We start from the raw sequence: 21,334 nt of genomic DNA, 5'->3' as shown, positions 1-21,334 counted from the left end.
CTTCGCCGCACGGACGACTGTGGGCCTCCTGCACGCTTTTTCGAAGATTCGCGTGCACGAGGCCCACACTCGTGTCCGGTGATCCCTAGCGCGCGGCGAGCTCCCGCTGCGCCAGTTGGAGCACCTCGTCGGTGGTCGGCGGGCTCGGCGGATGATACGACAGGCACCACGGCGTCTTGACCTTGTGAAAGGCGTTGCCCTCCAAGGCCAGATAGAAGTCGCCCGACCGTAGCTTGCTGATGTCGGGCACCAACCCGCCCTTGACCCGCGCCATCTCCCTGGCCACCGCGATCTGGGTGGGGGAGTTCAGCAGACCGTAGAACTGTGTGGTGGCGTTGCCGGGGATGTGATTGTGCAGGCCGCGCGGCGCCTGGGTCGCGAAGACCAGGCCCAGCCCGTACTTGCGGGCCTGTGACGACAACGCCAGCGTGCTGTGCGTGCAGGCCGTGGTGTGGGTCGACGGCGCGAAGTTCTGTGCCTCGTCCATCACCAGCAGCCCGCCGAGCGGCCGGTCGCCCGCGGGATTGCGTTTGATCCAGGCGAACAACGCCATCTGCAACTGGTTGACGAAGCCCTCGCGCTGCTGCTCGTTGGTCAGCCCGACCATGCTGATCACCGAAACCCTTGCGCGATAACCGGGGGACGGGGTCAGCAGCGCACCCGGATCCGCCGCGGCGCCCGCGCCACCGAACAGCGGGTCGTTGACGATCGCGGCGCGCAGGTTCTGCCCGAGTTCGGCCGCCAGGGCGTTGGCCCCGGTCAACCCGCTGACGTCGGGCGGCAGGTCGGCGAGCAGGTCGATGAATCCGCTCAAGGTGACCGACCGGTGCCTGCCGTAGTACCGCAGCGCCTCGCGCAGCACCGCGCGGGATCGATTGGCCTTGGCGGTGTTTCCGGAGATCAGGGCTCGCGGCTCGAGCGCGGCCACCGCGGATTCGACGGCATCGGAGAACTCGTCGTCATCGTCGATGACGCTCGCGAAGTCCGGCAGCGGCTGGAAGGACAGGGGCCGGCCCGTCGACCGGCGCGGCGTCCACACCACCACTTCGGTGTTGGTGAAGTAGTCGTCGGCACGCTCGTCGTCGGCGGGATTCCAGCCGGGTGGTGATTCTGGCCACGGGCTGCCCAGCCGGGACAGATCGTTGTTGGGGTCCAACACGATCGACGACACGCCGCGCAGCGCACACTCTTCGACGAGCCGACGGATCAGCACGGTCTTGCCCGAGCCCGAGCCGGCGAATATCGCGGTGTGCTTGCGCAGCGCGGCCAGGTCGACCGATATGGGCTTGCGCCCCACGACATCGACTCCGAGCGTCACCGCCGTGGGGGAGTGCTCGAACGCTTCGACGGGTTCCGCGACCGGCAGCTCGGCCGGCTCCGGGGCCTGGGCCGCGGGCAGCGGCTCCGGGGCGTCACCCGCCTCGTCGCCGAGCGCCGAGCGCAGCACCGTGATGCCGTGCGCCGGGCGGCGCGTGCGGAGCCACTCGGGCAGGTCCGCGTGATTGTCGTCGATCAGGTCGCGCAGCGCCGTCATGGTGCGCAAGTCGTCGTCGCTCAGCGGCAGCACCTGTCCACCGGCGGCTTCGAACTCGTCGAGCAGGGCCGCGGTCTTGGCGCCGCTGGGCCAGCGGGAGTTGCGCAGCAGGAACAGCTGTCGCCGCTGCGGGTTGAAACCCGTTGCCTCCAAAGCTTTCCGGATCCGGTTCTGGACCGCGACGGCATTTCCCGAGGCGATCGCCCGGAACGCCCAGTGCCGCTCGTCGTCGGTGGCCGCGTCGAGCGTCTGGCGTAGCCGCGCGTGCAGCACCACGCGCGAACCGGGTGGCGGGTCGGGCCGGAAGGATTGCTCGGATTCACCGCGTTCGGTGATCCAGGCCTCCAGCGCGGCCGACAGCAGGCCCGGCATCGTGGTGTCCTCGCCGTCGGGATCCAGCGCGGCCAGTGTCACGGCCCGGCGCCGGTATTCGGCGAACCTGCGGTCGAGTTCACCGGTGTCACCACGCGGGGAGTCCTCGGAGACCTCGTCGTGAGTTTCGGCCACCTCGCCGGTGAGCCGCGCGAGCTCCTCGACGGTGTCGCGTTCGAGGCAGCGGCGGACGTGGGCGTCGGCCCGCTTGAGCAGCTGGCGCGGTGTGTACTGCGTGGCCTCGTCGAACGCCGCGGGCAGGATGGGCCAGCTCGGATACGGCGCGGTGAAGCCGACGGCCCGGTAGCTCGCGGTGAACCGGCGTTCCAGGATCGCGCGGCCGATGTCGGGAGTCGGCAGCCCTTGCAGCAGCGCGGTGGTGCGGAACCGGTCCTGCACGGTCGCGGTCGCCCGCTCCTGGATGGCCTCCCACGCAGCGGGCAGGCAGGCGACCACGCCCACCGTGCGGCGCATGGTCTGGCGGATCGACATCAGGCCGTGTGCGACGTGTTCCAGGTCGTGGTTGCCCGGCGCCGCAGTATCGCCGGCCCGGTCGCTGTCGGTGCGGTCGGACGACTGCGCGAGCAGCGTGTCGATCTGGTCGAGCGCCAGCACCGACGGCCCGGCCAGCGCGATGAGCCGGGAGATGTCGCGCACCGATTCCTGCGGGCTCAGGCTCGGCGCGGGCAATCCCCACGCGTTGCGCTCGTCGCGGTCGGCGTCGTCGGTGGCACTCGCGGTGAGGAACGCCTCGCCGATGTCCTGCAGTTCGAGATCCATCGCGGCCAGCAGCACCAGGGCCCGCAACGTGTGATGCGCACGCCGCACGGTCTCGCGGCGCGCCTTGTGCAGCGCGTTGACGAAGTCGCTGAGGATTTCGGGCGTGATCTCGTCGTCACCGATCACCGCGCGGCGGTTGGCCCGTGAGATGTGGGCGACCGACGACAGCTCCCACAACAGATCCTTGAGCTGGGTCTCGCGTTCCGCGCCGGGCCGGCCGAGGCTTTCGAGGATGCCCGCGCGTGCGGACTGCCAGAAGCTGGTGGCGTCGAGCAGTTCGACGAGGAAGAAGAAGCCGCCCGAGGTCTGCACCTGCTCACGCACCTGGCCGAGCAGATGCGTCTTGCCCGAACCGGCGGGCCCGCGCACCACGACGCCGAGCGGGCTCGAATCGGGTTCGCGTTCGGCATCGCCGAAGGCGGCGAGCACGTCGGCGATCGGCCGTTCGTGCAGACCGCTGACGTGCAGCGCACCTTGCGAATGCCACAGGTCATCGGCCGTCGGCGCCCAGGTCAGTCGCAGCGCGCTGAGCGCTTCTCGCTGTTGCAATTCCATCAGGACTCGATCGCGATCAGGTGTTTGTTCTGGTCGCCGATTTCCACGGCGGCTGCCCGGTCGGCGTCGGTGAGCACTTTCTGATTCTCCTCGGGGATCAGGCTGACCCCTGGCTGGCGGTACAGGTTGACCAGTGCGGCGTCGACTTCGGCGCGGGCCAGGCCGGGCACTTCGTCGCGCAACCGGGCCAGGCCCACCCAGCCGCCGGGTTTCGCACTCAGGCGGTGGTAGGCCGCGCGGACCTGGTCCTCGGGAGCGGACTCGGCGGCGGTGGCCGGGCCGGGTGGCAGGAACACGTCGGCCGGCACCAGGTCGGCGCGGTCGAAATGCCGCCGCAACGCCTTCAGCAGTGTGTAGAGCGCCTTGCCCTGCCCGGTGGTTCGCGGCGGCGTCGGGGCGCCGAACAGCTCGCGACACACGGCCCAACCCGAATCGGTCAGTTCGTGCACGAGCGGGCGGCCAGGCGTCGTCTCGACCAGACCCAACCGGTTGAGCCGGTCGCGGCCCGGTTTGTCGAGCTTGGGGCCGAGCCGCTCGAGTTCGGGATTGGGCACAGGCCGGGATTCGGCCATCAACACCAGCAGTACCGCCTGCTCAGTGCCGGTCAACTCGTCGGGCGTGACGCTCACCGAGGCTCAACCTTTCTGCCGCAGTCGGTTCGACCGCACATCAGCGCGGCGCGCCCGGACACCCTGGCGCACCCTGCACGTTACAGCGGCGCGGTGACGGCGACCGTTACGCCAGTGGCTGTTCTGGGTCGGCGAGACGCTGCGGATCCACCGGCCGCTGCGCCCGGATCAGCGCCTTGACGTCATCGAGGACGTCCCACACGTTGACGTTCATCCCGGCCAGCACGCGGTTGTCCTCGGCCAGCCAGAATGCCACGAACTCGCGCTTGGCGGTGTTGCCGCGGAACACCACCTGCGCGTACTCCGGGGCGTGTCCGACGTACTCCATGCCGAGGTCGTACTGGTCGGTGAAGAAGTAGGGCAGCTCGTCGTACTCGGCGCTGCGACCGAGCATTCCGGCCACTGCCGCGGCAGGCTGCTTGAGCGCGTTGGCCCAGTGCTCGGTGCGGATGGCGGTGCCGAACAGCGGGTTGTGCGCCGTGGCGATGTCGCCCACGGCGTAGATGTCGGGGTCACTGGTGCGCAGGGATGCGTCGACCGCGATGCCGCCGCCCGCGAGCTCGAGCCCGGCCTGCTCGGCCAGTTCGATGTTCGGTTTCGCACCGACGGCGATCAGCACGGCATCTGAGGGCACGGTCGAGCCGTCACCCAGGCGCAGCCCCGTGGCCTTGCCGTCGGTGACCGTGATCTCCTCGACCGACTGGCCGAGCCGAAGATCGACTCCGTGTTCGCGGTGCAGCTCGGCGAACACCTCGCCGACCTCGGCGCCCAGCGCGGCCAGCAACGGCATGCGGGCGGCTTCCACGACGGTGACGGCGACACCGCGCTGGCGGGCCGATGCGGCCACTTCGAGCCCGATCCACCCCGCGCCGACGATCACCAGCGTCGCGCCCTCGTTCAGCACCGAGTTGAGCTCCCCGGCATCATCGATGGTGCGCAGGTAGTGGACGCCGTCCGCGTCGGAGCCGGGGATGGGCGGGCGGCGCGACGCCGACCCGGTGGCCAGCAGCAGCTTGTCGTAGCGCTCGGTGCTGCCGTCGGGCAGCGTCACGGTGTGATCGCCCGGAATTATCGCGGTGACCTCGGTGCCCAAGCGCAGGTCGACGTGGTGATCGCGGTACCAGGCCGCGGCATCGACGGTGAAGTCATCGAGGGATTTCTTGCCTGCCAGATATTCCTTGGACAGTGGCGGCCGTTCGTAGGGCAGGTGCTCCTCGGCGCCGAACAACACAACACGACCATCAAAGTCGTTGTCCCGCAATGCTTCAGCGGCCTTCGCTCCGGCAAGTCCGCCGCCGATGATGACGATTGAAGACGATTCGGTCATGCCACATCAGCGTACTCCCGCCGCGAGCAGCCGCTTGAGGGTTCGCGCATTGCGCACCGCGTGACCGCCGAGATCGTTGTTGAAGTACACGACGACGCGGTGCCCGTCGTCGTCCCAGCGGCTGATCCGCTCCGCCCACTGTCGCAGCTGGTCGTCGGGATAGGAGCCGGCGTACATCGTGGCCTCGGCGGGTCCGTGCAGCCGGACATAGACCAGTTCCGCGGTTGCCTGCGGCTCACACGGCAGGCCGGGGCCGCTCATCACGACGTAGGCCGCGTGGTGGTGACGCAGCAACCGGAAGACGTCGGGCACGTGCCAGGACGGGTGGCGCAGTTCGATCGCGGCAGGTATGCGCCGCGGCAGTTGCGACAGGAAATCCGCGAGCAGGTCGTCGTCGCGTTCGAGCGCCGGATGGGTTTGCACCAGCAGGGCTTCGGCGCGGTCGCCCAGCGCTGTCCAGCAGCGGTCGAACCGCTCGATCCACGGCTTGGGCGAGCGCAGCCGGCGATAGTGGGTGAGACCTCGGTGCGCCTTGACGGACATGGTGAACCCGCTGGGCAGGCGGCGGTTCCACCCGGCAAACGTGGTGTCGCGGGGCCAGCGGTAGAAGCTCGCGTTGAGTTCGACGGTGTCGAATTCCTCGGCGTAGCGGCCCAGCCGCGCCGCCGCAGGCGTGCCTGGCGGGTACAGCACGTCGGCCCAGTGGTCGTACGACCATCCCGACGTACCGATCCGGATCATCCATCCACGTTAGGGGACGTCGGTGTACTGCGGTGTGAAGCCGTCCGCCGAGAACGTGAAACCTTTGCCAGTCAGTTCCCGCACGCAGGACACACCGGCTTCTTCCTGCACGTTGCACCGAAACCCCGCTACCGCAAGCACTTTGCCGAACGGCAGGACGTTGGCGGCGGGCAGGGAGAACTCGGGGGTGGTCAGCGCGACGAACGCCGCGTCGTGTTCGCGGTCGACCGCGAGCGCGTTGGGCGTCGTGGTGCCGCCCGCTCCGTCCGGTACCTCCTCAGGTGCACCGGTGATGCCGATGCCGGACGACAGTCCGCCGGCCAACTGACACCCCGCCTTGTCGCGCGGCAGGATCGCGCAGTGCCAGCGGCCGCTCGGCGTGCTGAAGTAGTAGCCGGTGCGCCCGTCGACCTGCGCGATGTAGCCGTTGGGATCGACGAGGTGCGCCGTGCCGAATTGCGGCGGCGGCGCCGTCGTGGTGGTCGCGACGGATTGCGGCGTCTCGCCGGTGTTGACGACCGTCCCGGATGTCGAGCACCCCGCTGCCAGCAGTGCCGCCGCCGCCACGAGAACCGCGCTACCTCTCACGGTGCACGACCTTAGCCAACCGGTGTGACCACGCATATGTCGCCGCCGCCGAGCAGGAGTGGCCACAGCAGCGTCACCTCGCCGAACGCCACCAGGTTGGCCCCCGCGGGAAGCGTTGTCAGCAGTTCGGTTTCGATGAGCTGAACCTGCTCGGGGTGGAAGAACGTCCAGGCCAGCCCGATGGCCAGATACGGGATCGCGAGCCACAACAGGAATTCGAGCAGGCCGGCGACGCTGACCTGCCTGCTGAGTATGCGGCGCACGGCGGCTCAGATCAGTGCCCGGCCGGTCCGGGCCCGCCTGCGCACATCGGCCAGCAGCAGGTAGCTGCCACCCTGGCGGACGAACACCGGCAGGAACCGGTTCCCGAACGCCACGAGCAGGAACAGCCACTCGAACAGCCGTTGCCGGCCGCGGCTCCAGCCGACGCCGAGTGCCTCACGGAAGACCGGGGCCAGGAACCCCGCGGTGAGGAACCGCAGCAGCGGCCGGAACGGCAGCCGCAGTAGAGGATTCACCATCTTGAGGTCCACCAGGTCGCGCAGGTAGCGGCCGACCACGTCGTCGATCTCGATCTGCCTACAGGCGTCGTCCCAGTAGACGCCGAATTCGGCGCGCGTGGCGGGCCACTGGTCGGGGCTGACCTGCAGCGTGGTGCCCAGCGTCGCCCCGGACCGGTAGAACGTCTCGGCCTGCTCGGCGGTCAGCTCACCGCGCAGCAGTTGGTAGGTGTCCTCGAGGCCGACATAGAGGCAGGCCGCGACCCACAGTTGCAGATCGCGGTCGAAGGCGTTGTACCGCACGGGACTTGCAGGCCCCGATCGGACCTGGCGGTGCGCGCCGTCGACGGCGTCGCGAAACGCAGCGCGGTCTGCGGGCTTGCCGAGGATGGCCACCGCGAGATAGCTGAACGTGGTGCGTGCCCGCTTCCACGGATGCTTGAGCAGGTTGCCCGAATCGACCTTGCTTTCCACGACGCCGTAGCCGACGCCGGGCCGGGACAGCTGCATGATGACGTTGGCGGCCCCGGCCGCGAAAGCCCAGAAGTCCATCGCGTCGGCGACCGTGACGGGGGTGTCGTCCCATCGCGCGGTTCGTCTGGTGACCGAGATCCGGGTGGCGCCGTTGTTGTCCCCGACCGGCATCCGTGCCTATCCCTTCAGCTCATGCAGACGTTGGTGAACAGCAGGACCGGCCACGACACGGTCGAGCCGAGAAACGACACGACCGCGTCGACGCCGTGCATGCCCCGCAGATGGCCCGTGTGGGTCAGTGACCACACCAGACCGATGACCAGGTAGGGCACTGCCAGGATGATCGCGGTGCCGATCCATTCGGCCACGGTCATCTGGAATGCCAGGATCTTGCGTACTGCGGTCAGCACGTGCGCCACCCCCACGGTCGTTGCCAGGCCGCCCATATGTTAATGGTGATTCTGCGTTGTCCGGGGCAGTTCCGCGAGATTGGCGCTACGCGGATGCGGGCTGCCGCTTCAGTTCGTCGCGCAGATCGTCATCGAGTGCGGTGCGCACCAGGGCGGCCGCCAGCCGCGCGGCGTCGTGTGGTGCCAGTGCGGCGAGCCGGTCAGGCGCATCGGGCAGCCCGAGCTCACGTGCCATGCCCAGCGCCCGATCATCGAAGTGCGGTCGCACCCACGTCCAGGTGTCCTGCACCTCTCGCAGGAAGATGTCCGCACCGGTACTGCCGATTCCCTTGAACCGCATCAACAGTCGCTTCGCCGCCCCGCGGTCGTGCTCGCTCCGGCGGGCCAGCTGCCGCAGGTCGCCGTGATACTCGTCGCGCACCGCGGTCGCGATCGCCACCAGCCTGGTCGCGGAGCTCTCGTCGTAGCGGGCGTAGTGGGCCCGGCCGAACGCGCGGATCACGTCCCGGCGCTCAGCATCCAGCGCCGCCTGCGGCGTCCGCCAGCCGCAGCGGAACAGTTCGCGTGCGGCCTGCGTCGCGATGCCCGCGTCGATCGGCTTGCTGGCGAGCATGCACAGCGTCAGCAGTTCGAACAGCGGCATCGGCTTGTCCTTGAGGTGGATCCCGGCTTCCGTGGCGTACGTCATGCCCGCCGCATCCAGGAGTCGGGAGACCAGGTCTTCCTTCGACATGACCTGCGCATACCCGGTGACGCAGATCGGAAACCCGGCCTACTTCGGCGGCAGCCCTTTGGCGTAGGTGACGCCGCGATCGACCCAGCTCTGCAGCTGCCGCTTGGATTTCACGCCGGCCGGGGCGACCCGCAGCCAGCCCCGCATCTCCCGGCCACCCATGATCATCGGCTCGACGTGGTCGCGGCGCAGCAGCGCGTCGGTGTCCTCACGCGGAACGCGGACCATCAGGCCGCCGTCGCGGCTCGCGGCCACCGACATGTTGCCGTTGACCAGGAAGGCCACGCCGCCGAACATCCGCTTCTCGTCGATTCCGCGGTCGGACGCCGTGAGCTCACGAATGCGCTCCACCAGGTCCGGGTCGTACGCCATCAGTCGAGGTCGACCCGGATGGTCAGCAGATCGCTGCCCACGGCGCGCACCACTGCGCTGTTGAGCGCGGGCAACTCCTTGAGCCGCGCCACCGGGTCGTCGTCCGGCAGCAGATGTGCCACGCCCGTGCGCCATTTGCCGTTGATCCGCACTCGCACAGCCGGATTGGCCTTGATGTTGAGTACATAGTGCGAGCGGTCGCCGTGCTCGGAGACCATCCAGAACTGGTTGTCGACCACGCGGCCGCCGACCGCGGTATGGCGCGGTTGCCCTGACTTGCGGCCCGTGGTCTCCAACATCGTGACGGGCAGTTGCCTGCCGATCGGATTGACCAGCCGGCGCTGCGTGCCGTGCACGATGCGCCGCTTCAGATCCCCGAAGTCGACCATGGCGTCACCTTACCGAGTGTCAGTCGGAATCCGTCGACTCCAGATCGGCACGGAACGCGGCTTCACGGGCCAGGTGACCCGGCCGGCGCCGCAGGATCAGCCACGCGATCCCGAGCACCGCGAACCACACCGGGGTGACCAGCAGCGCGTGCAGGGTGTCGGCCTTCTGGGTGAAGGCCCAGACCAGGAACACGAAGAACGCGAGGACGACGTAGCACATCGCGATACCGCCGGGCATCTTGAACTTCGACGCCTCGTGCAGCTCCGGCCGGCGCTTGCGGTAGACGATGTAGCTGCTGAGGATGATCGTCCAGACGAACATGAAGCACAGCGACGAGATGGTCGTGACGATCGTGAACGCCTCGATGATGGAGTCGCCGACCACCACCATGACCACACCGGCGAGCAGGAACACCCCCGACAGGAACAGGGCGTTGGCGGGCACCCGACGCGACGTGAGCTTGCCGAACCGGCTGGGTGCGTCGCCCTCCTGGGCCAGGCCGTAAACCATGCGCGAGGTCGAGTAGATGCCGGAGTTCGCCGAAGAGGCTGCCGAGGTCAACACGACGAAGTTGACCACCGACGCCGCGATCCCGAGCCCGGCAAGGCTGAACATGGCCACGAAAGGACTGTTGTCGGCACTGATTTCGCGCCACGGCGTCACCATGATGATCACTGCCAGGGCCACCACGTAGAACAACATCACGCGGACCGGGATGGAGTTGATGGCCTTGGGGAGGTTGGTCTCCGGGTTCTTGGCCTCGGCTGCGGTGGTGCCGACCAGCTCGATACCGACGAACGCGAACGTCGCGATCTGGAAGCCCGCGACGAATCCCATGATGCCCGTGGGGAAGAAGCCGCCGTCGTTCCACAGGTTCGCGAAACTGGCCTGGGCGCCGTTGGGGGACTCGAAGTGGTTGAGCACCATCACCAGGCCCACCACGATGAGTGCCACGATCGCGACGATCTTGATGAGCGCGAACCAGAACTCGGTTTCGCCGAAAGCCTTCACAGTGGGCAGGTTCAGCGTGATCAGCAGTACCACGGTGGCCAGCGCGGGAATCCACAAGGGCAGGCCGCCCCACCAGTAGTGCACGTAGCCGGAGATCGCGACGACGTCGGCGACCCCGGTCACGATCCAGCAGAACCAATAGGTCCAGCCGGTGAAGAACCCGGCCCATGGTCCGAGCAGGTCGGCGGCGAAATCGGCGAACGACTTGTAATGCAGGTTGGACAACAACAATTCGCCCATCGCCCGCATCACGAAGAACAGCATGAAGCCGATGATCATGTACACGAAGATCACCGAGGGGCCGGCGAGTGAGATCGTCTTGCCCGAGCCCATGAAGAGTCCGGTGCCGATTGCGCCGCCGATCGCGATCAGCTGAATGTGCCGGTTGGCGAGCTGCCGGGAGAGGTGCTTTTCCTCGCCGGACGGGGGTGTCGAGTCCGCTGAAGCAGCGGTCAGGTCATTGGATTGGGTCATAACAACCTCAAGGATCTCAGGCGCGGTGGAGAGCGCGGGCTGCGGGCGCCTCCCCACTCTGTCGATTGGACCTGAGAGTTTTCACGCACCGTCGCCGAGTGGTCTCGTGACGGTGCGCTTGCCCCTTCGGTGAGCCGACTTGACGTCGACTGCTTTCCAGAGGTGCCTAGTCGCGGCGGTACCGGTGCCTGAGAGATTCCTGGGAGGAGTTGCTCCTGCGGCGCCCGTCGACTGGATGCGACGGGGCTCTCCCGCTGCGACTCAACGGCGTTTTGAGTTGTCGGCCACTCCCGTTCGGAAGTGTGCCGCGCGTCACGTTAGCAGCCGAACCTGGATTGCGCACGTCCCCCCGTCAGGACTGGGCGATCGCGGCGCGATCCGCACGCGGTTGCGCCGCTTCGGCCCGGTCGGCAACCATCAACGACACGAGGTCGAACACGATGGTCGCCGCGGCCACGGAGGTGATCTCGGCATGGTCGTAGGCCGGGGCGACCTCGACCACGTCGGCGCCGACGATGTTCAGGCCGCGTAGCTTGCGCAGCATGCGCAGCAGTTCGCGGGACGTGAAACCGCCGGCTTCGGGTGTGCCGGTGCCGGGCGCGAATGCCGGGTCGAGCACATCGATGTCGATCGACAGGTACACCGGCATGTCACCGACGCGCCGCTGAACGATGTCCACTGCGGCGTCAGTGCCCATCGTGTCCAGGTCACCCGCGCGGATGATCTTGAAGCCCATGTCGGCGTCGTTGCGCAGGTCGAGTTGGTCGTAGATCGGGCCGCGGATGCCCACATGGATCGAGTGGTCTTCGATCAGCAAGCCCTCCTCGAATGCCCGGCGGAAGATCGTTCCGTGCGTGACCGGCGCGTTGAAGTACGTGTCCCACGTGTCGAGGTGGGCATCGAAGTGCACGAGTGCCACCGGCCCGTACTTGGCATGCAGCGCACGCAGATTCGGCAGCGCGATCGTGTGGTCGCCGCCGATCGCCACGATGCGCCGGTCGCGGTGGCCGAGCACTTCGGCGGTGTGGCCCTGGATCTGCCGGCACGCGGCGGCGATGTCGTACGGCGTGACCGCGACATCGCCCGCGTCGACGACCTGGACGGTCTGCAACGGTGCGACCCCGAGTTCGACGTGATACCCCGGGCGGATGGTACGGGCCGCCTGCCGCACCGCGAGGGGCCCGAACCTGGCACCCGGCCGGTAGGAGGTGCCACCGTCGAACGGCACACCCAGGATCGCGATGTCGTAGTCGCTCACCTCGTGGATGTCGGCGATACGCGCAAACGTGGCCTTGCCCGCGTAGCGGGGTACCTCGGTGGCGGGAACCGCCCCGACGAGGCCGGTGCTCGCGTCGACGGGGGCAGGGGTCGGTCGAATGCTCACTGGTTTCCTGTCTTTCGGTCGATCGAAGGTGGGTAGGGGAGGGATCAGGACGCGGGCAGCTGTTCGCCGGCCGCGGTGTCGGCCGAGCCCGCACTCTCGGACAGTGCGACGCCGCGGGTCTCGGGGGCCATGAAGATCGCCACGACCAACCCGACGGCGGTGACTGCGGCGCCGACTCCGAGCGCACCTCCGGCGCCGAGCGCGGTCAGGGCCAGCGGCATCAGGTACGTGCCACCCGCGGAGCCGATACGGCTCACCGCGGTCCCGACGCCGACAGCGGTCGCCCGCACCTCCGTCGGGAAAAGCTCGTTCGGGTAGACGATCTCGAGAAAGCTCGACCCACCCGAAGCCACTGCGTACACGGCCAGGGCGAGGAAGAACACGATCGGGGGAATCCCCGGGATGAGAGCCGGGATGGCGAGGGCCACGGCGATCACGGCGAAGGATCCGATCAGCAAGGCCCGCCTGCCGATCCGCTCGACCAGATACAACCCCGGGATTCCGCCGACCACGAACAGCAGTGAGATCAAAAGCGATCCACCGTACAGATTGGCGTCGCCCTCGAGGCCGAAGGACGCCAACAGGTCGGGCGCAAATGTGTACACCGCGAAGAGCGGTATCACCTGAGCTGTCCAGAACACCGCGACGAAGATGGTGCGATTGAGGCAGGGACGTTTGAAAACCTGTGTGAACGACGTGGTTCGGGCCGTCTGCCCGTCGCTGTCGTCCAGGTCGGCAACTCCGAACCGAGGGCCGAAGGCCTGTTTGATCGCGGCGTCGGCCTCGGCCACGCGCCCCTTGCTCAACAGCCAGCGCGGCGATTCGGGCGTCCCCATCCGCGCCAGCAACGTGATGACGGCGAACACGGCCGGGCTGGCCAGCAGCAGCCGCCACGCGTCGGGGCCGAAGTCCCGCAACAGGAAACCCACGACGTAGGCGGCCGCCGCCCCCACCGCCCATACGACGAACATCGCGCCGAGGAGCCTGCCGCGGTGTTTCTTCGGCAGGAACTCGGCCAGCAGTGATGTGGCGATGGGGTAGTCGGCGCCGATCGCGACGCCGAGCAGGAAACGCAGCACGATGAGTTGCCAGGCTTCCGCGGCGAACGCCGAGAGGATGGAGAACACGGCGAGCGCGATCAGGTCGGCGATGTACATGAGGTGCCGGCCGACCTTGTCGGTGACATACCCGAACACGCCGCCGCCCACGAAGATCCCGACGAGGCTGGCCGCACCGACGAGACCGATCTCGGTCGCCGACAGGTTCATGGCGGGTTCGAGCGTGATGAGCGCGACGCCGATGATCGACAGCGCGTACCCGTCGATGAAGGGCCCGCCCGACGAGAACAGGGTCAGTTTCTTGTGGAAGGCGGTGAGCGGCGCATCGTCGATGAGGTGGCCGGCTTGGGACATGGAAGCTCCTGCGTGACGGGGCTCGCGAAGGGACGTTGTGAGCCGAGACACAGCATGGCGGCGCTTGCGGCGCCGGCGCGAGTAGACGATGCGCAAAATGACGACCTATGGTTTGAGCGATCGTATAAACCACGGCAGCGGCCAACCGTGCCGCATCGAGGAGTCGCCATCGCAATCACCGTCGGAGAGCTGGCGGACGTGCCCCACCTCGGCCTGGAAGTTCTGGCCGGGACAGCGGGGCTCGGCCGTGAGATCAGCTGGACGCACACCTCCGACCTGCCCGAACCGTGGCGGTGGGTCACGGGCGGCGAGCTCCTGATGACCAACGGCCTGTCGTTTCCCGCCCACGCCGACGCGCAGGCCCGGCTGGTCGAACGGTTGAACGACGCGGGGGTGTCCGGGCTGGCGATCGGCGAGAAGATGTATTGCCCGGCCCTCACCGATGAGTTGACGGCCACCTGCGACCGTCTCGGTCTGCCGCTGCTCAACATCCGGTATCCGCTGCCGTTCGTGGCCATCTCGCGGGCCGTGGCCGAGGCGACGCTGCTCGACCAATCCAGCCGCCTCACCCGCACGGTGCGGATCTACGACCTGGTTCGCCGGCACATCGCGCGCGCCACCACGTCCGCCGATCTGTTCGGCGCCCTCGAACGTGAACTCGGCTGTGAGTTGCATGTCTGCGACCGGCACAGCGGTGAGCCCTGGTTCCCCGACACCGCGGGCCTCGATCCGGTCACCAAGGCAGCGGTCGCCGACCTGTCCGAGAGCCTCACCAACGTCGCCGCGGGAGCGTTCGGGCTGCCGGCTGTCGCCGGAAAGACGGCCCTGCTCACCGACATTCAGCGTCATCCGAGCGCGGCACTGGTCGCGGTCACGCCCGAAGGCAGGCGGGTCGACCCGATCCAGCTGCAACACGCGGCCACCGTCGTCAGCCTCGAGCTCTCCCAGACACAGCTCGTGCTGGAGCACGGGCGCCGTCAGGGCTCGGTATTCCTCGACCGGTTGCTGGAGAGCCGCGTCGACGGGCCTGCGGCGGCCGCCCAACTGGCCGATGTCGGACTGGATCCCGCGGCGGCGGTGGTGATCGTCGCGCACAGCGCCGAGGACGATCCGGTGTCGCACGTCCACAACGCGCTGTGGCGCCATTCCATCCCGTACCTGTGTACGACGCGTGAGGGGATCCTCTACGCGGTGGCGCTCGACGGTACGCCGTTCGACGATGTGCTGGCGCGCGCGCTGGGTCCGACGGCACGCATCGGGGTCAGCCAACGCCTTGACTCGATCAACCGCTTCCAAGAGTCGATTCGCGAAGCGTCCTGGGCGTTTTCGCTTGCCAAGCGGCGCGGTGTCCCGGTGTCGAGGTACGGCAGTGCGCAGTCCTGGCTGGGCCTGTCGAGCGTGGGCGACGCACAGGCCCTGGTCGACCGCGTCCTGCGGCCGCTGCAGGAGTACGACGGCAGGCAGAATGCCAGCCTCGTCGAAACCCTCGACGCGTTTCTGCGCAACCGCAGATCGTGGCAGCGGACCGCGCAAGCGCTGCACGTGCACCGGCAAACGGTCATCTATCGAATGCGGCGGGTCGAGGAGATCACCAAACGTGATCTGGCAGAAACCGATTCGGTGGCCGAGTTGTGGTTGGCCCTGCGGGCCGCGGAACTGCTGGACGCCGAGCGTGACATGCGCAGCCGTGACACCAGTCCGTCGCGGCGGCTGCCCGGCGTCTGACACCTACACCACGGGCGTGCGGTGCCGGCCGGCACCGCACGCCCGTGTATCGCCCTAGGCGGCAGCCGATGCCGCCGCGGCGGCCGGTTCCAGCGCCTGCGCGATGATGTCGGCAACATCGGTCATGGGTTTGACCTCAAGCGCTTCGAGCACCTCTGCGGGCACGTCGTCCAGATCGGGCTCGTTGCGCGCCGGGATGAACACCGTTGACAGCCCGGCGCGTTGGGCCGCGAGCAGCTTCTGCTTGACGCCGCCGATCGGCAGCACCCGGCCGTTCAGCGTGACCTCGCCGGTCATGCCGACGTCGCCGCGGACGTTCCGTCCGGTGGCCATCGACACCAGTGCCGTGACCATCGTGACGCCGGCCGACGGACCGTCCTTGGGCACCGCGCCCGCAGGCACGTGGACGTGGATGCGGCGGTCCAGTGCCTTGGGGTCGACACCCAGTTCGGCCGCGTGGGCCCGCACGTAGGACAGCGCGATCTGCGCCGACTCCTTCATGACGTCACCCAGCTGACCGGTCAACTGCAGACCCGGTTCGCCGTCGTTCGAGTTGGCCTCGATGTAGAGCACGTCGCCGCCGAGGCCTGTGACGGCCAGGCCGGTCGCGACGCCCGGCACCGCGGTGCGCTCGGTGGATTCCGGCGTGAAGCGTGGACGGCCCAGGTACTCGACGAGATCCGGCTCATCGATCAGGATCGGGGCCTCAGTGGAGTCCAGCTTCGTGGTCACCTTGCGCAGCGCCTTGGCCAGCAGCCGCTCGAACTGCCGCACACCCGGCTCGCGGGTGTAGTCCGCGGCGATCTTGCGCAGTGCCGCCTCGGTCACCGTCACCTCGTCGGAGGTCAATGCCGCGCGCTCGGCCTGCCGGGGCAGCAGGTAGTCGCGTGCGATGGCGACCTTGTCGTCCTCGGTGTACCCGTCGATCTGCACCAGCTCCATGCGGTCGAGCAGGGCCGAGGGGATGTTCTCGATGACGTTGGCCGTCGCCAGGAACACCACGTCGGACAGGTCCAGATCCAGGTCCAGGTAGTGGTCGCGGAACGTGTGGTTCTGCGCCGGGTCGAGCACCTCGAGCAGCGCCGCCGAAGGGTCGCCCCGGTAGTCCGAGCCCACCTTGTCGATCTCGTCAAGCAGCACAACGGGATTCATCGAACCCGCCTCGCCGATGGCCCGCACGATCCGGCCGGGCAGCGCGCCGACATAGGTGCGCCGGTGGCCACGGATCTCAGCCTCGTCGCGCACCCCGCCCAGCGCGACACGCACGAACTTGCGGCCCAGCGCCCGGGCGACCGACTCACCCAGTGACGTCTTGCCGACCCCGGGTGGGCCGGCCAGCACCATCACCGCACCCGACCCGCGGCCGCCGACGACGGCCATTCCGCGCTGCGCGCGACGGGCCCGCACGGCCAGGTACTCGACGATGCGGTCCTTGACGTCGTCGAGCCCGTGGTGGTCGGCGTCCAGGATCTCCCGAGACCCCTTGAGATCGGTCGAATCCTCGGTGCGCACGTTCCACGGCAGGTCCAGCACAGTGTCCAGCCAGGTGCGGATCCAGCCGCCCTCGGGGCTCTGCTCGCTGGCGCGTTCGAGCTTGCCCACCTCGCGCAGCGCGGCCTCGCGGACCTTCTCGGGCAGGTCGGCGGCCTCGATGCGGGCCCGGTAGTCGTCGGACCCTTCAGGTTCACCCTCGCCGAGCTCCTTGCGGATCGCGGCCAGCTGCTGGCGCAGCAGGAATTCCTTCTGCTGCTTGTCCATGCCGGACCGGACATCTTCGGCGATCTTGTCGTTGACCTCGACCTCGGCCAGGTGCTCGCCCGTCCAGTCGATCAGAACCCGCAGCCGTTCGGCGACGTCGGCGGTCTCCAGCAGCTGCCGCTTCTGGACGTCGGTCAGGTATGACGCGTAGCCGGCCGTGTCGGCCAACGCCGACGGATCGGTGATCTTGTTGACCACGTCGATGATCTGCCAGGCCTCGCGGCGCTGCAGCATCGCCAGCAGCAGCTTCTTGTATTCGGCCGCGAGCGCCAAGGTGTCGTCGCTCGACGCTACCTCGGTCACCTCCTCGACCTCGACCCACAGCGCAGTGCCGGGGCCCGTGGTGCCGGACCCGATGTGGGCCCGCCGCTCGCCGCGGACGACGGCGGCCGCGGTGCCGCCCGGCATGCGGCCTACCTGCACGATCGATGCGATCACGCCGTACGTGGGGTAACGGTCATCCAGGCGCGGCGCGATCAGCAGCTTGCCGGACTCGCTGGCCTGGGCTGCGTCGACGGCGGCGCGGGCGGCGTCGTCGAGCTCGATCGGCACGACCATGCCCGGCAGCAGGACGGGCTCGCCCACGAACAAAACCGGCACAGAAATTGGCTCGGACATCAAACCTCCAAAGTTCAGTCTGATGCGCTCAACTCTGTCACGCCTGGGTTTGTTCCCGGGCGTGCTGGGCCCGGTGCTCCCACGCCGCCCTGGCCCGTTTGGCCACCATGAACGTCGCCACCATGAGCGCGGCCGTCAGCGCGAGCGAAACCACCGTGTTCACAGCATTGGCGACGTCGACGGACAGGCCGAAGATGAGCGCCAAACTGACCAACATGCCGACCAGCAGCCCGATGCCCCACATCGCTGACAGCTGAATGTGCACGCGGTGTTTGAACTCACGTTCACCCGGCTCGAGCGGGCCGCTCGCGGGCTGCACGCGCTCGGCGACGACCTGCGTCAGCGGACGTCCGATGAAGCAGCTGCCGAGGAAGATCAGTGCGCCGATGCCGCCGACGAGCGTGTTGCCTGCCATGAGCATCCGGGCGTCAGAGGTCGCGAGTCCCACCGCGAGGCTCAGGCCGAAGTTCAGCATGAGATAGCCCGCGAACGGGTCGAGGCGGCGGGCCCGCACCGCGTCGTAGGCGACTTTCGCGCCCGACAGCACAGTGGCAGTCAGCAGTGCGACGTACTCCGACTGTCCCGCGGCGCGCAGGCCGTAGTAGGCGACCAGCGCGGGGGCGACGTCCATGAGGATCGATCGCAGGATCGGGCGAATGGGTGTCGATGCAGCCTGGTCCGGTTGGCTCACCACCGCCAAAGTATGTGGAGAACCTGGTGGGTTCCTGGGAGGGGGAATAGCGTGCCCCGTCACACCGTCGTTGGTCCTATGAGTAGAGCAGTCCAGTTCGATGAATACGGCGGGATCGGTGTCCTGCAGGTACGTGACGTGCCGAGACCCGTTCCGGCCGACGGTGAGGTGCTCGTCAAGGTCGAGGCCGCGGGCATCAATCCCGGCGAGGCGATGATCCGCCGCGGGGCGTTGCATGACCGCTGGCCGGCAACCTTCCCGTCCGGGCAGGGCAGCGACCTTGCCGGCACGGTCGCCGAACTCGGCGCGGGGGTGACCCGTTTCGCCGTCGGCGACGACATCATCGGATTCTCCGAACGGCGGTCCAGCCAAGCCGAATACGTCACCGTGCCCGCCGGCCAGCTCACCGCCAAACCGGCCGGGGTGCCGTGGGAGGTCGCCGGATCACTGTTCGTCGCAGGCACGACGGCCTACGCCGCGGTCCGCGCGCTCGGCCTTGGGGCCGGCGACGTGGTGGCGATCGCCGGCGCGGCAGGCGGTGTGGGAACCATCGCGGTGCAGTTGGCGCACCGCGCCGGTGCGACGGTGCTCGGCATCGCCGGGCCCGCCAACGACGACTGGTTGACCGCGCACGGTGCCACGCCCGTCAACTACGGCGACGGCCTGGCCGACCGCCTGCGCGCGGCATCCCCGTCCGGCCGCGTCGACGCGTTCCTCGATCTCTTCGGCGGCGGCTACGTCGCGATCGCGGTCGACGAGCTCGGCGTCGCACCCGAACGGGTCGACACCATAATCGATTTCGCAGCGGTGGACCGCTACGGGGTCAAGTCCGCGGGTAATGCCGAGGGATCCGACATCGCGATCGTGGCCGAGTTGGCAGGTCTCGTCGCGGCAGGCGAGCTGCAAGTGCCCATTGCGCGGGTGTTCGCGCTCGACGATGTGCAGGCCGCGTACACCGAACTCGAAAAGCGGCACACCCGAGGCAAATTGGTGTTGCGCCCGTGACCACGGACGGCCTCGCGGGCCGGGTGGTGGCGATCACGGGTGCCAGCAGCGGGATCGGCGAAGCCACGGCACGGCTGCTGGCGGCCCATGGCGCCGCGGTCGTGCTCGGCGCCCGCCGCACAGAGCGGCTCGATCAGATCGTGGCCGAACTCCGCGCGGCCGGGGCATCGGCGGTGGCCGTTTCGGTGGACGTCGGCCGCCGGGCGGATCTCGAGCGTCTGGTCGACACCGCGGTCTCGGAGTTCGGCAGGCTCGATGTGCTCGTGAGCAACGCGGGGATCAGCAAGATCGGACCGTTGGCCGACGGTGACGTGGACGGCTGGTCGGAGATGATCGACGTCAACGTGCGCGGCGTACTGCACGGGATCGCCGCGGCCACACCGGTGTTCCGACGGCAGGGCCGCGGTCACTTCGTGACGACGGTGTCCACCGCCGGGCTCAAGATCGTGCCGGGCATGGCGGTCTACGCGGGGACCAAGAACGCGGTGCGCACGATCATGGAGGCACTGCGGCAGGAGTCGACCGACGGTGTCATCCGGACCACCTCTGTCTCGCCGGGTTTCGTCCGGACCGAGCTCGACGCGTCGATCGACGATCCGGCCGCGCGGGCCCAGATCCGGTCCAGCATGGACGAATTCGGTCTCCCTCCGGACGCGGTCGCACGTGCGGTGGCGTTCGCGATCTCTCAGCCGCACGATGTCGAGATCGGCGACATCACCATCCGGCCGACGGTGCAGGGCTGACGACGAAAAGCAGGGAGCCTGCCGTCGGGGGGTAACGGCAGGCTCCCTGGGTGGGTGGATCTAGGTGGCGGACTGTGCGCCGAGCACCCGCTGGATGTCGGGCTTCATCTGCTGCAGCTGCGCACCCCAGTAGTTCCACGCGTGCGTGCCGTTCGGCGGGAAGTTGAACACCGCGTTGGTGCCGCCGGCCGCGATGTAGTTGTCCCGGAACGTCACATTGGTGCGCAGGGTCAGCCCTTCGAGGAACTGCGCGGCCATCAGGTTGCCGCCCGAGGCACCCGCATCGAGATCCGACGGGGTTCCGGTGCCGCAGTAGATCCACAGCCGCGTGTTGTTGGCGACCAGCTGGTTGATGTTGACCATCGGGTCGTTGCGCCGCCACGCGGGATCGCTCGACGGGCCCCACATGCTCTCCGCGTTGTAGCCGCCGGCATCGTTCATGGCCAGCCCGATCAGCGTCGGCCACCAGCCCTCGGACGGGTTCAGGAAGCCCGAAAGCGTTCCGGCGTAGATGAACTGCTGCGGGTGGTAGATCGCGTAGGTCAGGGCTGCGCTACCCGCCATCGAGATGCCGACCACGGCGTTGCCGGTCTGCGAGACCCCGCGGTTGGCAGCCAACCAGGTCGGCAGCTCGTTGGTGAGGAACGTTTCCCACTTGTACGTGTAGTCCTGGCCGTTGCCCTTGGACGGCTGGTACCAGTCGGTGTAGAAGCTCGACTGACCGCCGACGGGCATCACGACCGACAGCCCCGACTGGTAGTACCACTCGAAGGCGGGGGTGTTGATGTCCCATCCGTTGAAGTCGTCCTGGGCACGCAGGCCGTCGAGCAGATACACGGCGTGCGGCCCGCCCCCTTGGAACTGCACGCGGATGTTGCGGTTCATGGACGGTGAGAAGACGTCGAGGTACTCGACGGGCAGCCCGGGCCGGGAGAACGCTCCCGCGGTCGCCGACCCCCCGGCGATACCGATCAGTCCGGGCAGGGTCACTGCCGCAAGGAATCCCACCACCAGTTTGCGCAACCATGACGTTGCAGCTGTGCCTCGCACATTCCTGATGAACTTCATAACGGCAACCAACCCACCTTTCTTCGCATGCCACAAGCAA

At 68.3% G+C, this 21,334-nt stretch carries 20 protein-coding genes and 1 riboswitch; of the genes, 3 read left to right on the top strand and 17 right to left on the bottom strand.

Going from position 1 to position 21,334, the window contains the following annotated elements; genetic code table 11:
• Positions 1-85 precede the first annotated feature (85 nt).
• The 14 genes from G6N67_RS32655 to G6N67_RS32590 all read right to left on the bottom strand — a co-directional run bounded on the left by G6N67_RS32655 (position 86) and on the right by G6N67_RS32590 (position 13,686).
• Positions 86-3,241, bottom strand: coding sequence for a helicase HerA domain-containing protein (locus tag G6N67_RS32655; RefSeq protein ID WP_036439935.1), 3,156 nt, complete (start codon positions 3,239-3,241; stop codon positions 86-88).
• Entirely contained in the window at positions 3,241-3,870 is a 630-nt protein-coding gene (locus G6N67_RS32650; RefSeq protein WP_036439938.1) for a hypothetical protein, read from the bottom strand. The genes G6N67_RS32655 and G6N67_RS32650 overlap by 1 nt, the downstream gene beginning before the upstream one ends.
• A 106-nt stretch (positions 3,871-3,976) precedes the next feature.
• Positions 3,977-5,197 carry an NAD(P)/FAD-dependent oxidoreductase gene (locus G6N67_RS32645; RefSeq protein WP_036439941.1) on the bottom strand — a complete coding sequence of 407 codons (1,221 nt, stop codon included), beginning with the start codon at positions 5,195-5,197 and terminating at the stop codon, positions 3,977-3,979.
• Between the two features lie 6 nt (positions 5,198-5,203).
• On the bottom strand, positions 5,204-5,938 hold the full coding sequence (locus G6N67_RS32640) for a DUF72 domain-containing protein (protein ID WP_036439944.1): 735 nt from the start codon (positions 5,936-5,938) through the stop codon (positions 5,204-5,206).
• A gap of 9 nt (positions 5,939-5,947) precedes the next feature.
• The gene (locus tag G6N67_RS32635; protein WP_051579183.1) at positions 5,948-6,562 is read right to left on the bottom strand and encodes a hypothetical protein; all 615 of its coding nucleotides are present in this window, start codon (positions 6,560-6,562) and stop codon (positions 5,948-5,950) included.
• A complete protein-coding gene (locus G6N67_RS32630) occupies positions 6,538-6,789 on the bottom strand; it encodes a hypothetical protein (protein ID WP_036439950.1) in 252 nt (83 codons plus the stop codon). Before G6N67_RS32630 ends, G6N67_RS32635 begins: the two co-directional genes overlap by 25 nt.
• Before the next feature lie 6 nt (positions 6,790-6,795).
• Entirely contained in the window at positions 6,796-7,671 is an 876-nt protein-coding gene (locus tag G6N67_RS32625; protein ID WP_036439953.1) for an oxygenase MpaB family protein, read from the bottom strand.
• 14 nt (positions 7,672-7,685) lie between these two features.
• Positions 7,686-7,910 (bottom strand): hypothetical protein, encoded by a 225-nt coding sequence (locus tag G6N67_RS32620; RefSeq protein ID WP_036440736.1) that lies wholly within the window; start codon positions 7,908-7,910, stop codon positions 7,686-7,688.
• An 85-nt stretch (positions 7,911-7,995) separates the two neighbouring features.
• Positions 7,996-8,643, bottom strand: a complete 648-nt coding sequence (locus G6N67_RS32615) for an endonuclease (protein ID WP_036439957.1) — start codon at positions 8,641-8,643, stop codon at positions 7,996-7,998.
• A gap of 39 nt (positions 8,644-8,682) precedes the next feature.
• Positions 8,683-9,015 (bottom strand): TfoX/Sxy family protein, encoded by a 333-nt coding sequence (locus G6N67_RS32610; protein ID WP_036439959.1) that lies wholly within the window; start codon positions 9,013-9,015, stop codon positions 8,683-8,685.
• The gene (locus tag G6N67_RS32605) at positions 9,015-9,404 is read right to left on the bottom strand and encodes a nitroreductase family deazaflavin-dependent oxidoreductase (RefSeq protein WP_036439961.1); all 390 of its coding nucleotides are present in this window, start codon (positions 9,402-9,404) and stop codon (positions 9,015-9,017) included. The genes G6N67_RS32610 and G6N67_RS32605 overlap by 1 nt, the downstream gene beginning before the upstream one ends.
• A gap of 19 nt (positions 9,405-9,423) precedes the next feature.
• The gene (gene cycA, locus G6N67_RS32600) at positions 9,424-10,890 is read right to left on the bottom strand and encodes a D-serine/D-alanine/glycine transporter (protein ID WP_036439964.1); all 1,467 of its coding nucleotides are present in this window, start codon (positions 10,888-10,890) and stop codon (positions 9,424-9,426) included.
• A 166-nt stretch (positions 10,891-11,056) separates the two neighbouring features.
• A riboswitch (glycine riboswitch) is annotated at positions 11,057-11,154 on the bottom strand.
• An 88-nt stretch (positions 11,155-11,242) separates the two neighbouring features.
• Positions 11,243-12,274, bottom strand: a complete 1,032-nt coding sequence (gene speB, locus G6N67_RS32595) for an agmatinase (protein ID WP_051579184.1) — start codon at positions 12,272-12,274, stop codon at positions 11,243-11,245.
• 44 nt (positions 12,275-12,318) lie between these two features.
• Positions 12,319-13,686 carry an MFS transporter gene (locus G6N67_RS32590; RefSeq protein WP_036439967.1) on the bottom strand — a complete coding sequence of 456 codons (1,368 nt, stop codon included), beginning with the start codon at positions 13,684-13,686 and terminating at the stop codon, positions 12,319-12,321.
• A 147-nt stretch (positions 13,687-13,833) separates the two neighbouring features.
• On the opposite strand from G6N67_RS32590, the gene G6N67_RS32585 reads away from it, so the two are divergent.
• Complete coding sequence (locus G6N67_RS32585; protein WP_235684077.1) at positions 13,834-15,411, top strand: PucR family transcriptional regulator; 1,578 nt, start codon at positions 13,834-13,836, stop codon at positions 15,409-15,411.
• Positions 15,412-15,465: 54 nt separating this feature from the next.
• Here the strand turns inward: G6N67_RS32585 and lon are convergent, their stop codons facing one another.
• Together lon and G6N67_RS32575 are read right to left on the bottom strand one after the other, a co-directional pair.
• Positions 15,466-17,787, bottom strand: coding sequence for an endopeptidase La (gene lon, locus G6N67_RS32580; RefSeq protein WP_036439971.1), 2,322 nt, complete (start codon positions 17,785-17,787; stop codon positions 15,466-15,468).
• A gap of 37 nt (positions 17,788-17,824) precedes the next feature.
• Entirely contained in the window at positions 17,825-18,478 is a 654-nt protein-coding gene (locus G6N67_RS32575) for a VC0807 family protein (protein ID WP_230021265.1), read from the bottom strand.
• A 78-nt stretch (positions 18,479-18,556) separates the two neighbouring features.
• Between G6N67_RS32575 and G6N67_RS32570 the strand changes: the two genes are divergently transcribed.
• Both G6N67_RS32570 and G6N67_RS32565 read left to right on the top strand, forming a co-directional pair.
• The gene (locus G6N67_RS32570) at positions 18,557-19,483 is read left to right on the top strand and encodes an NADP-dependent oxidoreductase (protein ID WP_036439974.1); all 927 of its coding nucleotides are present in this window, start codon (positions 18,557-18,559) and stop codon (positions 19,481-19,483) included.
• Positions 19,480-20,226, top strand: coding sequence for an SDR family oxidoreductase (locus tag G6N67_RS32565; RefSeq protein ID WP_163642383.1), 747 nt, complete (start codon positions 19,480-19,482; stop codon positions 20,224-20,226). Before G6N67_RS32570 ends, G6N67_RS32565 begins: the two co-directional genes overlap by 4 nt.
• 60 nt (positions 20,227-20,286) lie before the next feature.
• On the opposite strand, the gene G6N67_RS32560 is transcribed toward G6N67_RS32565, so the two are convergent.
• On the bottom strand, positions 20,287-21,294 hold the full coding sequence (locus G6N67_RS32560; RefSeq protein ID WP_036439980.1) for an esterase family protein: 1,008 nt from the start codon (positions 21,292-21,294) through the stop codon (positions 20,287-20,289).
• Positions 21,295-21,334 lie beyond the last annotated feature (40 nt).

The sequence above is a fragment of the Mycolicibacterium mageritense genome, from assembly GCF_010727475.1.
GTDB classification, from domain to species: Bacteria; Actinomycetota; Actinomycetes; order Mycobacteriales; family Mycobacteriaceae; genus Mycobacterium; species Mycobacterium mageritense.
The sequence above is the reverse complement of the archived record's forward strand: the minus strand, read 5'-3'. Positions and strand labels throughout refer to the sequence as shown.